Source organism: Nocardia sp. NPDC059236, from assembly GCF_042754085.1.
In the GTDB taxonomy this organism is placed as follows: domain Bacteria; phylum Actinomycetota; class Actinomycetes; order Mycobacteriales; family Mycobacteriaceae; genus Nocardia.
This window is the reverse complement of record NZ_JBHZAF010000040.1, coordinates 22,691-37,076: the sequence shown is the minus strand read 5'-3', so window position 1 is coordinate 37,076 and position 14,386 is coordinate 22,691. Positions and strand designations below refer to the sequence as shown.

Sequence of the window (14,386 nt, the reverse complement as noted above, 5' to 3'; positions counted from 1 at the left end):
CGGGTCTGACATCTGCGGTGCTGTTCCCTTCGATCCTCTGCCTGGAAGACACCAGGAACGCTGACGTAACCAGGTTGCTCAGAGTGTGCATAAGGTCAGCCGCTGCCAGATTTGTGACCTTCTGTGCCAGAGCGGGCAGGCTTCTCAAACACGAAATCGCCCCCAGCCGTCGACTGGGGGCGATTTGCTGCGGCCATGCCACGCGGTCACAGATAGTGACCGATCCAGCTGGCGATCTAGGCTGCGATGAACTGCAGGTAGGTCCCGACATCGCCGATGGCGACCGTGCCGAAACTGTTGGAGACGCGCATGTCGAGCAGATCGCCTTGCGCGACGACTATTCCCGTGATGTCGAGGTTGATCGTGGACACCGTGTTCGATGACGCCGACTTGATCGAGGCGTTGTTCTTGTAGATGTAGCCGGTCACTGTTCCGCCGAGTGAATTGGCTGTGACCACCATCCGCGAGGTGATGTCGATGATGCCCGCACGATCGACCACGAGCTGATCGGCCACGATGTTGGTGCCCGAGAACGCGGGGTCGGGCGTCCAGACCGGCAGCAAGGTCGGTGACGAGCTGGTCGGGCCATAGGTGCCGGATTTGTTCATCCGTTGCGACGCCGGGCGCGACGCTAAACCGGTGCCTACCACAATGATCGCCATATCCGCCGCCCCTCACGCCAAGCCGAGCAAGTCGGCAATCAGTCCCTTGCCGGGCGTGGTGCCGACACCGGTAATGCCGATGGTGAGGATGTCGCCCGCCGCGTAGGCGAATACGCCGGCCGCGGTTCCGCCTGCGACCTGGCTGCCCCCGGCGACCGTGATGGCGCTACCCGATACTGCAGCGCCGTTCTTGCGGAGCTCGACGACGAGGTTGCCGCCCGATCCCTCGGTCCCACCGCGAATGGTCCACGAGGTGAACGTGACCGCTCGCTGTAGCTTGACGCCGAATGTGAAATCGCCTGTGCCGACCGCGCGCACGGTGTCCTTGCCGCACACGACGATCGACAGGTCATAGGGCGAGGTGCCGGTCGCCGGTGTGCGCGGGTTCGATAGCCGGGCGTCGTTGCCGTCGCAGGCGGTTCCGGCGCTGGTGCCGATGACGAGACTCGATGTGCCGGCACCGATCGCCGAGCGGGCGGCGGTGCCGTTCGCCGCGGTGAGTACCGCACGCCCGGTCGACGTCGAATCGGTGATATCCGCCGCGGCGTGGGTGTGCACGAGCGTCGCCTTGCCCGCCAGGCCGGGCACGGTGGGCGCGCCCGCGGATCCACCCAAGTCGCCTGCGAGCTGGATGATTCCCTTCGCGCCCGCGGTGGCGTCCGGTGCCGAGGGTCCGGTCGGGCCGGGCGGGAGCACGAGGTCGAGGGTCCAGTCGGGCGGGCCGCCGTGGACGGCCGCGCTCGCCGGGCCCTCGGATACCGCGCCGATGGCAAGGGTGAACGAATCGACCGCCGCCTGCGCCGCGCTGGCGGCCGTCGACGCGCCGCTCGCACTGGCGGCGGCCGCCGTTGCTGCGGCCGATGCCTCGGTGATAGCGGGCACGGTGACCGGGTCGAGATCCTGGCCGTTGTCGAGCTCGAAAACCAGTGCGTCGCCAGCCAAGCGCACACCGATCACGCTCAGCCCGCGCACGACGGCCTCGCCGTTGGACGCTGGGACCGGCGAGACGAGGGTCAGGTCGACCAGGCCGGTCGAGTCGAGGTCCGGGTGTTCCGGATCCGGGCCCGCGACGTAGGGCGGGACCATGAACGCGTACGGGTCCATCGGCACCCTGCCGCCCTCATAGGTGAGGTTGAACGACACCTTCCATGTCCACCCGGTGGGGTTGGTGTCGCCGTTGGGTGCGACCAGCCGGATACCGCGCTGTCCTCGCCAGGTCAGGTAGCCGAACTCATCCAACTGCGCGACGTAGTAGTCCGGGAGCTGGACATAGGTCGCCGGATCTGGTTCGGCCTCGGCGACAAGGACTTTGGGAGCGCCGGCGGTGAACGTGAGCGTGCCCGCCAGCGGTACGAATTCCGGGGTGTCGCCGATGTCGGGGCCGTCGGCGATGTTGGCCAGGAAACGACCAACCACGCGGCCGTATTTCAGCGGGAGTAGCTCCGCCATGGTCAGATCTCCTCGGCCAGCTCGTCGGGAATGGTGTAGGTGGCCACGGGCGGGGTTTCGCCGAGGTGCCGCAGGCATGCCTCCAGTTCGCCGATGTGACGCAGCAGCGCGCGCAGCAGCTTGAACGCGAGGGTGATCTTGCGGTCCTTCGCTGCCAGGGCCACCTCGAGCACGTCGACGCGCGTCCGGAGCTTGGCGACCTCACGGGCCTGCCAGGTGGTCACGGCCGCGATCACGGTGGCGACCGCGACCCCGGCCGCCTGGATCAATTCCGGTGTCGGCCAGCTCATTCACGCCTCCACATCCGCTGGCGCTCCTGCTCGCGCCGCTTCGCCCGCTCGAGGGCCGCGGCGGCCTCGGCCGGGTTGCCGTAGTAGTCGACGAAAGCGGCGGTGATCGTGTGGTCCCGGTCGGCAGGCGCGCCGTTATCTCGCGGCTCGGCCGCCAGCCACGGCACCCACGTGGCCAGCGCGATGTTGACCTGAGGCACAGACATGAATCGGGTGATGGCGGCCGAGATCGCCAGCGCCGCACCGACCCCCGCCGCCGTCGAGGGCAGGCCAGAGGACGACACGATCAACGGCATCGCGGCGGCCAGGCCGACGACGAGCTGAAACGTGGTGCGCGCCAGGGTCCGCCACGGGTAGCGGACCTGGCTCGCGTTCTCGGGGGCGCTGTGCTGCCCCATCACTTGCCGCCCTGCGCGGTGCGCTTGAGCTCGGCGACGTCGGCGCGCAGCTCGGCGATGGCCTCGACGAGAGTGTTGTCGCGCTTCGGGTCGACCCTGGACGCGCCGAGGATCTTCCAGCCCTTCTCGTCGGGGCCCATCAACTGGTCCTTGGTCAGGCTGGTGTTCTTGTCCATCCACCAGAACAGGTCGCGGAACTTCAGGGAGTTTCCGCGGAAATTCTTGATGATCGCGTCCAGCATGTCGGTGTCTCCTTCAGTGGTGTTGTCGCCGTTCATGGATCGGGCAACGTCGGCGCGGAAGATATTCATGTCGATGGCACCCGGATCCCATTTGCCCTGCGCCGCCCCGGCCCATTCCTTGTGGCCGATAGCGTGGGAGGCGGGCTGTCCGAGGTAGTCGAGGATCGCGGCGACGCCTCGGACGTAGGCGTCGTACTGGGCGTCGGACCAGCTCGCGCGGTGCGGCAGTCCGGGGCGGCCGCCGCCGTCGTTGGCGGCCTCGATGCCGATGGTGTACTGATTCGCCGCGTTGGTCGGCAGGCCCGGGTAGCTGCCTTCGCCTGCGTGCCAGGCGATTCCGGCACCGCACACGGTGTAGACGCCCTCGGGCGACAGGTGCAGCTGGGAAGCCAGGTCGAGGGAAGGGTGTTCGGCGATGCCGCGGGGGCTCTCGCCGAACGAGCCGGTGTGGTGGCAGATGACGCCCCAGATGTTGCCGAAGTCGCCGTGTCCGCGGTCGCGCCAGCCGGGGTACTCGTGGACTTCGAGGCCCGCGTTTCGCAGGACTTCGGGCAGCCATGTCGGATCGCTCATTGCTGTTGTGCCTCCTCGATTTTCGCGCGCAGGCGGGTGACGACGCCTGCGTATGCTTCGCTTTTGCTGTCGCTGGTGAACTCGATGCCGCGCGGGTGGCCGGCGATCCATCGGCCGTCGCGGTCCTGGCGGATGGCGATATCGGCGACGTCCCAGAACGTTTCGGGGTCAGGTGTGGGCCAGTTCCCGTGTTCGTCGGGGGTGACGTGGAGACCGTCGTCGTAGACCGCGGGCGGGCCGCCCGGGGTGGGCATCCATCGGATCCGCTCGTGCTCGGAGTGGATCCGCACGCCGCGTCGGACGAGGTACTCAGCGATGCGGACCGCGCCCTGTATCTGGGTAGTCGCGGGCCCAGCGAGCACGCGGCCGGCCGGGTTGCGCCACTCGGGCAGGTGGATGGTTTGCAGCTCGGCGGCCAGGGCCAGCACCTGTGGGTCCTGTTCGGGGATCTCGCCGAGGTCCGGGAGGCGGCCGCCGAGCGCCTGCTCGATGAACGCGCGCATGGCAGCGGTGACCTCCGGCGCGCTGCTGCCGGGCGGGACGGTGGCGTCGGCGCGCTGCTGTTGGTCGCGGCCGGTCTTCGTGACGATCTGCTCGACAATCTCGGGTTCGTGTTCGCTCACGGGGCCTCAGAGGGGTTGGGCCATGATCAGCAGCTGAGCATTGGCGGTTTGGATGGAGTAATTGCTGTTGCCGAGTACGCGTTTGGCGACGACGTAGATGGCGGTGGTGGTGTTCGCGGCGACGGTGCCGAGGGTGTTTCCGGGGCCGATGGCGTAGTCCCAGCGCGGGTAGAGCTGCACGAAGGAGTTGTTGGCCAGGCCGACCGAGACGCCGTAGCCGATGAGTGTGCCGTCGACCGCGCCGAGGCGGATCTCGATGTTCACGCGCCCGGAATCGGCGGGGTCGCAGTGGTTTTGGATGCCGATGTTCCCGGCGAGCACGATCGGCCGCCACGCGTAGGGCTGCGCCGGAATGTTCATCGTGGCCAGAGTTTTCGGGCTGGCGGACAGGTTGGATCCGCCGCCGGTGAACTGGTTGCCCGCGATCGCCCACGGCCCGCCGAGCCGCGGCGCGGGGATCGGCTGCCATTCGCTGCTGGCGGTGTCCCAGGCGAGCACGGAGTCCGTCCGTGCACTCGACAGGTCGCCGACGTCCTCGGCGTCGCGGATCGGACCCGGCACGCCCGCATCGCCGACGTCGCCGGTCACGCCCCGCGGAAAGGTGATGGCGAGTTGCTGATCGGGGGCGGTGCCGGTGATCGCCGCGGCTGCAGCGGATCCGGTCGCGCCCGCGGTCGCCGATCCGGTCAGCGTGGTCGGGTCTGCCTGGTGGCCGGGGGCCTGGAACGATCCAGCGAACCGGATGAACTCCATTCCGCTCCACAGGTAGAGGGCCTGCTCGTCGACGACGCGCCACGCCTTGCGGGCGTCAGCGGTGCCCAGGCCGAGAGCCTTGAGCGCGGCGAAGGTGGCGATGTCGCCCTCCCACGTCCACGGCCACGACGAGTCCCCTTCGGGGCCTTGGGTTCCGACCCCGCCCTCGCGGAGCTCGACGAGTACTTGCCGGTCGGCGACCTCGACGGGGTTGACGGTGTGCGGCAGCCCGGTCGGGTCCCCGACCGTGCGCATGGTGACGGTCACCTCAGAGTCGTAAACAGTGCTCATGCGGGGACTCCTGTCACGGGCACGGCCCACACCGCGAGATGGGCGTACGCGCGGCCGTAGATGAGCGGCGGGGCGCCGGAACTGGCGGCGATGCGCACGATGATGGTGGCGTCCTGCCCGGCCGGGACCACACCAGCGGTGCTGGCGGGGGTTTGGGCTTGGGTGCGGATCTGCGGGACGAGGGTCAAATGGCGCAGGACGGCCCACCCGTGCCCGTCGCCGTAGGCCACGATCGTGTTGGATCCCGACAGCAACGCCTGCAACACGACGCGCTCGGCGGTCTTGTTGCTGGTGGTGCAGGCCATCGCGCCGCCGGTCACGAACGGCCGCCAGGCGACATCCTGAGCGGGGATCGGCAGGGACGCAATCTGATACGGCACCGTGGTGATGTTGGTGTTGTCGGGGACGAATCCGGGGCCGCCGTCGTATCGCTGAGCGTCATTGATCGTCCACGGGCCGCGCCAGTTCGGATTCGGACTCGGCGTCCACTTGCCGCTGGCGGCGTTCCACAGGGGGACCATGCCGTCGGTGCGGGTCACGGTGGCGTCGAAGTCGCTGGCGGCGCTGATCGGTCCAGGTGGGCCGGCGGGGCCCTTGCGGCCCTTGACGCCGCGCGGGACAACGAGATTCACCACCTGCGCGGGGGGCGTGCCGGTAATCGTGATCTGTAGATCGGATCCGGCCGGGCCCGTGGTGACGGTGCCGAGGGTTAGGGTGTTCGGTTGCCCGGTCGGGCCGTGCGCGCCGAACGCGTCGGGGAAGGTGTCAAACGAGCTGCCGTTCCAGTAGGCGAGGCTGTTGGTCGACGCGACCCGCCACGCCTTCCCCGCCTGCACGGGCCCGAGGCCGGCGGCGAGCGCGGACAGGGCGGCCTGGTCGGCGATGTCGCCCTCCCAGCGGAACGGGTACGCCTGCGGGCCTTGCGGTCCGCGCTCGCCGGTCGGGCCGGTGGGCAGCTCGAGGGAGCTGTCAGCAGGGGTGGCCTGCATAGCCTGCACGACACCCGCGCTCCCGATGCCTTCGTCGACGCCGGTGATGCGGACATCGCGGAAGTAGTCGCCGATGGTGGACAACTCATGCTCCAATCGGGAGGGCCCACACGACCGCGCTGGCTTCGGTGCGGTCCCAGGCGATGTTGGTGGTAGCGCCGCCCACCTTTTCCACGGTCACGACCAGCGAGGCTTGCTCGCCTGCCGGGACGGTGGCGTAGGTGCTCGACGGGGCGAGCGGTTTGGGGCCGTCGTCGCCGAAGGTGGGAAACGCTGTCGCGTGGTACCAGTCGCGGCCGGCGCGGATGCTGCCCGCGCCGTAGGCGAGGGTGACACCGGTCGGGGAGTTGAGGCGGCCCACGAGGATCGGATAGGTGGCGGTGTCCGCAACGCATTGGATGTATCCCGACAGCCACACCATCGGCCGCCAGGTGAACGGCAGTGCGGGCAGCGCGAACGAGGCCACGGTCAGACTGGCGGCCGCGGTGCTGGTGTTGGCGGCGAAATCCTCCTGATACCAGGACCATTGACCGAACCCGTTCGGAGCCGAGGCGACCTTCCACTTCCGGGCCGCGGGCGCGTAGACGAACATAGAGCGATGCGTCGGGCCCAGGGTGTTGTCGAAATCGGTGGCCGCGCTGATAGCGCCGCTGCTGCCGGTCGGGCCGGGCGGGCCCTGCAGTCCAGCGGGCGCGGTTGCCTCCAGGGCCAGCGCGGCACCGCTGGCCGTGACGCGCAGGGCGGCCTCGGTCAGGTTCTCCGAGTGCACGGTCGTCGCGGCGGCGGTGGCCGCTGGCGCGGTCGGGCCCTGCGCGCCAACAGCGTTCGGTGAGTGCAGCCAGCCCGTCCCGGTCCACACGTCCATGCCGTTGCTGTCGAGGCGATGCCACCACTTGCCGCGGTCGTCGGGGCCGAGGCCGGTCGGTCGCGCGCCCGCGCCCGCGAGCGTGCCCATCTTGCGGAACGCGGTGCGAGGCCCGCCGCGCGGACCGGGCAGGCCCGGCTGGCCGGCGGGCAGCGCCAGCGCCGGTGCCTCCCCGGCGGGGGTGATGGTGGCGTCCAGGATGGGCAGCCCGTCGAGGTCGGGGGCCGAGGTCACAGTCAGCCGGGCGGGAAAGGTCACGTCGGACACGCGTAATCCACCTCCTCACAGAGGGTTTCGGGTCAGAAGATGATGAGATCGAGGTCTGCGCCGACGTCGGTGGCCAGGGTCTTGACCATCTGCGCGAGCGCGCTCATGCGCGACCACGCCTTGACCAGCGAGTCCTCTTCGTCGCTGCCGTCGCCGATGGTGAGCTCGAGCCGGGCCGCAGTGGTGCGGTTGTCAGTGAAGGTGACCTCGGTGACGTAGTCGGTGAAGATCTGGTCCGCCACCTGGAACCCGATCTGATCGCCGAGCTCGTAGTCCATGCCGAAGGTGTAGGGGCCGCCGTCGCCGACGCTGACCTTCTTGCTGGTGTAGCCGCGGGTCTGGTGCAGCCCCTGGCGGCCGGCCATGAAGCCATCAATGGTGAATGCCTTCTGCGAGTTGCTGATAGCCATCTCACGGAACGCGAACGGGCCCGCGCGGTGCGTGCGACCAACGTCCTCGTAGACGTTCCACGCGAGGAACACGTCCTTGAGCTGTCCCTGATAGAGACTGTCCAAACCGGGGACACCGATCAGCAATCCGAGCCAGCTCAGCAGGTTCTTCATCGCCACTTCGATGCCCGCATTGACCCAGCCCGGCGACTTGCCGCCGACGATCACCGCGACCGCGGTCGGCTTGTGGATGGCGACCTCACTCGGGCCGAGCCCGGAGTACTCGCCTTCGAGGTACCAGACCCACGGTGGGCGGCGGGTGGTGCCGAGCGGCCCCGGATTCCCGTAGATCGCTTCGTATTCGGACTGGGCGTCGAAAACCGGATAGCGGACCGGGGTCACGCCGTCTTCGAGGAAGTCCTCGAAGAACATGATCAGACCATCCAGCAGCGTGCCGGTCGGGCCGACAGTGTTGGATTTGTTCACGGTGCCCAGCACCACGGTGTTGCGGTCGAGGGTGTAGTAATCCGGCGCTGGCTGTTCGTCTTCGCCGTGGATGTAGAACTCGGCGGTGAGCAGGCAACCGGCCGCGTCCATGGCCGGGACGAGCAGCTCGTCGGCCATGTCGAATCGCGCTGTCGCGCCGGACCATTTGCTGTCATCGTGGAGGACATCGATCGGTTTGACGGTGATCGGCCACATCGCGCCGGACGGGTCGAGGCTGCCGTACTGCGATTGCAGCCGAATCAGATTCGGCACAACGTAGTTCAGCGCCATCGTCCGGGCTGGGGCGACCACGAAGTGATGGCGCGGCCACTGCGCCAGGATCGGCGCGAACGGCGATGCCCAGCAGCAGATCGACGCCCAGTGCTGCCAGCAGTGGATCGCCTCGATGTCGACGGTCTCTAGGCCGGTCTCATCACGCACTACCGATGCCCGGGTGATGAATCCGTCCCAGCGAAACCCTGTGATGTTCACCGTGAACGGGATTGTCGCGTCCTCGCCGTCGGGGTTGGCGAACACGAAGTCGTAGTAGAGGAAGTCCTTGCGCGGGATCTGCATTTTCAGCCCGCCCGCGGCGTTGCGGGTGTGGTTGAACTGCAGCGAGGTGTAGTTGTGCTCCTCGCCGACCTCGTCCAGGTTCTTGTCCCAGTAGCGGACCAGCGTGGTTTGGTCAGCGCGGGCGGCCTGGTCCTGGCGCTCGGCGAGGTCGAGGCGGCGCGCGGCGGCCGCGGAATCCCATGCCATCAGTACGGCCTCGACGATCGCGGGGTGACGTCGACCCGGACAGCGGCCGAGGTGGTCGCGCCGTCAGTGCAGCGGACCACCAAGTCGGTCGCCGACCACGGCGGCAGGCTGGCAAACCAGCGGCGGCCCGCCAGCTGCCCCCATACGTTTCGCCCGGACGGGCTGCCCGCCGAGTAGATGCGCGCGGTGCGGTGGCGCGGGTGCGTGTCGATGCGCAGCTCTTCGCCCGCGCCGATGATCGGGGTCTCGACGATCCGCAACGCGGTCCCGGTCGGGTCCTCGATCCCGTACCGGCCCGGGCCCGGCATGGTGTAGCGCGCCCAGCCCGGCCGATCGGCAGCGTTGCGAGCGCGGACGGTGCCCTCGCCGAGGGCGAGGCTGTTGGTCCACACGTCCCATTCGCCGAGGTGGTGCGGCAGCGGATCCATCGCGGTCGCCGACATCTGGAACTCGGCACCCGCGTTGCGGACCGGGTCATGATCACCTACAGGGGTGGGCTCGTTGTCGAGCTGGTATCGCTGCAGCCGCCACCCCTGGTGCCGGGTGAAGTAGCCGACCGTCACCGGGATGTCGGTGGACCAGCCGCGGAACCACGCATCATGGACCGCGTAGAACTCCCGCACGGTCGGCGCGCTCAGGAACACGACAAAGTCCCATTCCTTCTTCGAGCGCACCGACCGCTCGAATGTCGCGCCGTCCTGACGCGCGCCCTCGGACACGAGCAGCTGCACGGGCGCGAACATCCACCCGGTTTGGCGGGTGATGCGTGCGCCCTCGCGGCCGGCGCCCGCGCCGTGCAGATGCCACACGCGCCCGTTGTTGTCCCAGGCCACGATCTTGGTGCCGTCGGGCAGCATGAGAGGGTTCATCGGCCGTAACCTCCTCTTCGCTGCTGCGCCAGCGTCTTTCGTCGCTGCACGCGTTCGACGGCCGCGGCCGCGCTCATCGGGTCGACGCCGCTGATGTTCCAGATGTCGCCGCTGCTCCCGCCGCCGCCGGTCGCGCCCATGCCGACCACGGCCGCGCCGGTCTGCACCATCTCCTTCCAGTTGTTCTGGAAGAAGTTCTGAACGTCGGAAACCGTGGAGTTCCACTGGTTCCCGGCCTGGGTCTGCAGGTTGGCGAGCGCCTTCTCGGGGCTGTCCGCGAGGTACCACGGGGCGTCGCCGTTGAACAGCTCACCGGTGAACGGCAGCCCGGCCAGCGGGTGCGTGCCCGAAACCTGTGTCGCGCTTGAGTTGTTGTTGGTGTTCGCCCCCGGTGACGAGGTGCCCGTCGAGGGTGTCGAGCTCGGGGTGGCGCTGCCGGCCGGACTGCCGCCCGTGCCCGTTGCGCCGCTCGGGCTTCCGGTCGTGGCACCGCCGGTGTTGGTGCCGCCGTTGGTGTTCGGACCGGCGGGCCCGCCGAGGTCGCCGCCGCGCAGCATCGCCGCGGGCAGATACATGTGATGGTCGAACATGCCGTGGCCGGCACCGACATCGCCGCCGATGACCACGCCCTCGCTGCCGTTGCTCTCGACGTTCGTGCCGTCCGACAGTGTCATTGCGGTGTGCCCGTTCGCGCCGCCGCCGTGATCGAACCAGCTGACACGCAGGTCACCATCAGCGCCGATCCCGGACTTGAACCCGCGCGCCGCGAGCCATTCGCCTTCGGTCACCGTCGACATGCGCGAGGAGAACGGATCCTCGCCGCGCGCATCGTTGACGACAGCCGACACCAGGCCCGAGCAGTCGATCGCGGTCCGCGAGAATCCGCCCATCGCATAGGTGGCCGGATCCATGGACTGCGCGAACGCCTTGCCGGCCACCAGCCCGCCCGTGGCGAACGCGGGGAACAGCGTGGCCATGTCCTCGACGCTCGGCGTCCATCCGGAGTTGATCGCCTGCAGCAGCGACAGATTCTGGCCCGTGGCCACGGCGTTGACAACGAACTCGCCATCAGACACTGCGATCAGGTTGCTGTCGCTGGTGCCGGTGCCGCGCCCGCGGAACAGGCCACCAGTGGCCATGTGCGCATCGGCCCACTGCACGAGGCTGTCGCCGAGCCCGGAGGTGCCCTTGCCGCCGACACCGGGCACCCAGTCGGGGATCTTCACACCTTGGAGCAGCTTGCCGATTTCCTTGACCGCGACCGCGATTCCGTGGACGATGCCCGACCACACGGTCGATACGGTGTCGCCCAGTGCCTTGAAGAATCCGGCGATGCCGTTGACGGCGGTTTCCATGGTGTCGTGGCACGCGGTGACGACCTTGGCCGCGTTCCCCAGCTGCGTACCGATCTTGTCCGCCATCTTCTCGAAGGTCGGGATCACGTACGGCTCGATGACGTTCTTCACCAGCCAGGTGAACAGATCGATCATGGTCTGCAGCTGTGGCAGGACCGCGATCACTACATCCAAAAATGGTGGCAGCAGTTCCACCGCCATCCGCACCAGCTGCGGCAGCAGCGGCGCGACTGCGGCGACCAGGTCACCGAAACTCTTCGCGATGTCGGGCAGATGCGGGGCCAGCTGCTTCATGGCATCAGCCAGCGCGGTGCCGATCTGCTGGGCCACATCGGCCAGGATCGGCTGCAGATCCTCGAATACCGGCATCAGCAGGTCCGCGACCTGTGTGATCACCGGGCCCAGCGCGTCGAAGATTGTTGTCAACGCTGGCGCGAGCGCTTGGATCAGGCCGGACACCACGTTGGCGACGACCGGAAGGATCGGCGCCAGCGCGGTGATCAGTGACGCGAACGACTGCGACAGCGGACCGATGGCCGGGGTGAGTGCCGTAATCGCCTGCGACAGAGCGATTCCCACCACCTGAGCGATCTGCGACAGCGGCCCGATCATCGGGGTCAGCGCGGTCATCAAGCTCTGCAGCAGATCACCGATCACCGGTAAGACGGGCTCGAGCCCGACCAGCAGCGCGTTGATGAAAGCCGTCAGGTCCGGCATCAGCGCGGTCAGCGTGGTCGCGAAGGTCGCGCCGATCTGGCCGAGCGCCGGGGCCAGCGAGGCGAGGGACTGACCCAGCGTGGCGAACAGCGGGCCCAGGGTCGGGCCCACGATGTTGCCGATCTCGATCAGTCCGCCGATCAGCGGTTGCAGACCTGCGCCGAGGCCGTCGAGGATGCCGGAGAAATTTCCGAGCAGCTGTGTCAGCGCGCCACTGTTGAATGCATCGGTGAAGGCCTGACCGATCGACCCGAACAAGTTCCCGAACGACGCACCGATCTGCCCGGCGACAGGCTCGAAAGCCTTTCCCAGAGACAGGAATCCGGTCGTCGCCTGCTGCAGTCCCGGCCCCATCCCGCCGATGAAGCTCGCGGTGCCGGCGAAAATCGACTCGACGCCCGCGAGGTTCTCCGGTGCCTTCCAGAACTCCGCGAAATCGTGGGTGAGCGCGTTCATCTGGCCCGCGACCTGGGTCATGCCGCGCCCGAGGACCGGCAGTGCCGCGTCGGCGAGTTCCTTGATGCCGTCGGCCGCGCCCGCGAACAGGGCGTCTTGGGTCGGGTTCTTGACCAGCGAGTCCCACGCGGGCGCGATCTCGCGCGCGGCGAGGACGAATGACTGTGCGTTCGGGGCGAGTTTCGCCAGGGCTGCCGCGGCGGCCTGCTGCGGGCCCGAGCTGGCGGTCATGGCATCGGTCACGCCGGCCTGGGCCTCGGCCACGGCCTGGTGGGCGTCGGCGACCTTCTGCCCGGCGTCGGCGACCTTCTGCTCGGCGTCGATCACCTTGTCGTTCGCGGCAGCGAGCTTGTCCTTGGCGGCGACAACCTTGTCCGAGCCCTCGACACCCTTGGCCTGCGCCTCGGCCGCCTCAGCCTGAACCTGCTTGTTCTTCTCGATCGCCTTGGTCTCGGTCAGCTGCGCTCGCTCAAGGCGTAGCAGGGCCTTCCGCCGGTCCTCGGGAGTCTTGGCGTCGGCGACGTCCTTCTGTGCGTCCCTGACCGCCTGCGCGGCCTCCTTCTCGCTGAGCGCCGCATCGGCCAGGGTGAGCACGTAGCCCTCGAGTTCCTGGCGGGCGTCCTTGCGGGCGGTGGTGAGATCCTGCTCAGCGCTGCTGGCGTCCTTCTTCGTCGACGTGAGGTCCTTCTCCGCCGAGGTGAGGTCCTTCTCCGCCGACGCCACACCCTTGACCGCTGCCTCGACCTGCTTCTGTGCTGCCGCAACAGCTTTCGCCTGCGCCGCGCCGTCACTGCCCGCGGACGCGTCGGCAGCCGAGAGGGCCTTGAACGCATCGGCCACGCCCGTGAGCCCGACCTTGACGGTGGCCGCGGCAGCCAGCGCGGCCGGGCCGAGCGCGACCAGGCCGACCGCCAGCGTGCCCACCGCGCCGGCCGCGACACCAGCCGCGCCCGAGACTGCCGAGAGTTTCGCGGCGACGCCGGACAGCTGCCCGGCCGAGCTACCGACCCCCGCCAGCACGGTCTTGAGCTTGTCGACCTTGCTGGTCTCGACATCGGCCTTGATCTCGAGGTGGTTGCGGTCGGCCAGCCCCTGAGCCTCGGCGAGGGCCTGGCGGACCTCACGCGCGATGCGGCTCGTTTCGGGCAGAATGCTCACATACGCTGTGGCCAGTTCGATTGCGTCGCCGGACATTTCGCCGCTCACCTCCTACCAGCCGAGGAACGCGTCCATGTCCTCGGGACTCATCGGCGTGCCGATTCGGTCACGGTCGTTGTCGACACCGGGGCGCGGGATCTGCTGCGGCCGGTTACGTGGTGGTTGTTTGCGCGCGTCCTCGGTCTTCGCCCAGACCAGCCAGTGCAGGCTGTCGGCGACGTCGGCCAGCAGATGCTCGTTGAGCTGCCATGTGGCGCTCTCGGGTTGCAGGACGCGCCCGAGCGCGGATCGTGCTGGCAGCCACGCGATGACAGATTTGAGGTCGCGCCAGCTCAGCGTGTCGGTGCCGAGCTGGCGCAGCCGCAGACCTCGGTCGATGAGGTCGGATTCGATAGCCTCGCTGTACGCGTCGATCAGCGACGCGAGGCCGACGATTCCCCCAGATCGATACCGGAGTGCTTGCGCCACTTGTCGCACATGTCCTCGAACGCTTCCGATTCCATGTCGTCGACCAGAGCGAGCGCGTCCTCGTCGAGGGTCATTTCCATCATCGTGAACATGGCGTCGACCTCGCCGAGGCGGCGGACCTTGCGGACGATGCCGGGCTTGAGGTTCGCCAGCGACGGCAGCCGGATCTCCCGGTCGTCGACGGTGTAGACGAAGTCGTCGCGGACCTTCTCGACGGTCTTGGTGGTGTTCTTACGGGAAGCCATTGCGCAGGCCCTTTCGTTGCCGCGCAGACCCTTTCGATGCCCCAGGGGTGGGGCCCAGCGGCGGCGGTCGGGTCTGCGC

At 68.5% G+C, this 14,386-nt stretch carries 14 protein-coding genes; all 14 read right to left on the bottom strand.

From position 1 onward, the window contains the following. Positions 1 to 236: 236 nt before the first annotated feature. The 14 genes from ACFXIV_RS46385 to ACFXIV_RS46320 are packed head-to-tail and all read right to left on the bottom strand — an operon-like array spanning position 237 to position 14,307. Positions 237 to 662, bottom strand: a complete 426-nt coding sequence (locus ACFXIV_RS46385; protein WP_379403983.1) for a hypothetical protein — start codon at positions 660 to 662, stop codon at positions 237 to 239. Between the two features lie 12 nt (positions 663 to 674). Beyond that, positions 675 to 2,111: a hypothetical protein gene (locus tag ACFXIV_RS46380; protein ID WP_379403984.1), complete on the bottom strand. Its 1,437-nt coding sequence runs from the start codon at positions 2,109 to 2,111 to the stop codon at positions 675 to 677. A 2-nt stretch (positions 2,112 to 2,113) separates the two neighbouring features. Further along, positions 2,114 to 2,401 (bottom strand): hypothetical protein, encoded by a 288-nt coding sequence (locus tag ACFXIV_RS46375; protein WP_379403985.1) that lies wholly within the window; start codon positions 2,399 to 2,401, stop codon positions 2,114 to 2,116. Continuing rightward, the gene (locus ACFXIV_RS46370) at positions 2,398 to 2,799 is read right to left on the bottom strand and encodes a hypothetical protein (RefSeq protein WP_379421478.1); all 402 of its coding nucleotides are present in this window, start codon (positions 2,797 to 2,799) and stop codon (positions 2,398 to 2,400) included. Before ACFXIV_RS46370 ends, ACFXIV_RS46375 begins: the two co-directional genes overlap by 4 nt. After that, positions 2,799 to 3,614, bottom strand: coding sequence for an N-acetylmuramoyl-L-alanine amidase (locus ACFXIV_RS46365; RefSeq protein WP_379421477.1), 816 nt, complete (start codon positions 3,612 to 3,614; stop codon positions 2,799 to 2,801). The genes ACFXIV_RS46370 and ACFXIV_RS46365 overlap by 1 nt, the downstream gene beginning before the upstream one ends. Continuing rightward, on the bottom strand, positions 3,611 to 4,237 hold the full coding sequence (locus tag ACFXIV_RS46360; protein ID WP_379403988.1) for a hypothetical protein: 627 nt from the start codon (positions 4,235 to 4,237) through the stop codon (positions 3,611 to 3,613). Before ACFXIV_RS46360 ends, ACFXIV_RS46365 begins: the two co-directional genes overlap by 4 nt. Before the next feature lie 6 nt (positions 4,238 to 4,243). Beyond that, positions 4,244 to 5,281, bottom strand: a complete 1,038-nt coding sequence (locus ACFXIV_RS46355) for a hypothetical protein (protein WP_379403989.1) — start codon at positions 5,279 to 5,281, stop codon at positions 4,244 to 4,246. After that, positions 5,278 to 6,354 carry a hypothetical protein gene (locus tag ACFXIV_RS46350; protein ID WP_379403990.1) on the bottom strand — a complete coding sequence of 359 codons (1,077 nt, stop codon included), beginning with the start codon at positions 6,352 to 6,354 and terminating at the stop codon, positions 5,278 to 5,280. Before ACFXIV_RS46350 ends, ACFXIV_RS46355 begins: the two co-directional genes overlap by 4 nt. Before the next feature lies 1 nt (position 6,355). Next, positions 6,356 to 7,402 carry a hypothetical protein gene (locus ACFXIV_RS46345; protein WP_379403991.1) on the bottom strand — a complete coding sequence of 349 codons (1,047 nt, stop codon included), beginning with the start codon at positions 7,400 to 7,402 and terminating at the stop codon, positions 6,356 to 6,358. Positions 7,403 to 7,434: 32 nt separating this feature from the next. Beyond that, positions 7,435 to 9,039 carry a phage tail protein gene (locus ACFXIV_RS46340; RefSeq protein ID WP_379403992.1) on the bottom strand — a complete coding sequence of 535 codons (1,605 nt, stop codon included), beginning with the start codon at positions 9,037 to 9,039 and terminating at the stop codon, positions 7,435 to 7,437. Beyond that, positions 9,039 to 9,908: a phage tail protein gene (locus tag ACFXIV_RS46335; protein ID WP_379403993.1), complete on the bottom strand. Its 870-nt coding sequence runs from the start codon at positions 9,906 to 9,908 to the stop codon at positions 9,039 to 9,041. The genes ACFXIV_RS46340 and ACFXIV_RS46335 overlap by 1 nt, the downstream gene beginning before the upstream one ends. Beyond that, positions 9,905 to 13,630 (bottom strand): hypothetical protein, encoded by a 3,726-nt coding sequence (locus tag ACFXIV_RS46330; protein ID WP_379403994.1) that lies wholly within the window; start codon positions 13,628 to 13,630, stop codon positions 9,905 to 9,907. Before ACFXIV_RS46330 ends, ACFXIV_RS46335 begins: the two co-directional genes overlap by 4 nt. A gap of 15 nt (positions 13,631 to 13,645) precedes the next feature. Beyond that, the gene (locus tag ACFXIV_RS46325) at positions 13,646 to 14,062 is read right to left on the bottom strand and encodes a DUF5361 domain-containing protein (RefSeq protein WP_379403995.1); all 417 of its coding nucleotides are present in this window, start codon (positions 14,060 to 14,062) and stop codon (positions 13,646 to 13,648) included. Then, positions 14,008 to 14,307 carry a hypothetical protein gene (locus tag ACFXIV_RS46320; RefSeq protein WP_379403996.1) on the bottom strand — a complete coding sequence of 100 codons (300 nt, stop codon included), beginning with the start codon at positions 14,305 to 14,307 and terminating at the stop codon, positions 14,008 to 14,010. Before ACFXIV_RS46320 ends, ACFXIV_RS46325 begins: the two co-directional genes overlap by 55 nt. Positions 14,308 to 14,386: the final 79 nt, after the last annotated feature.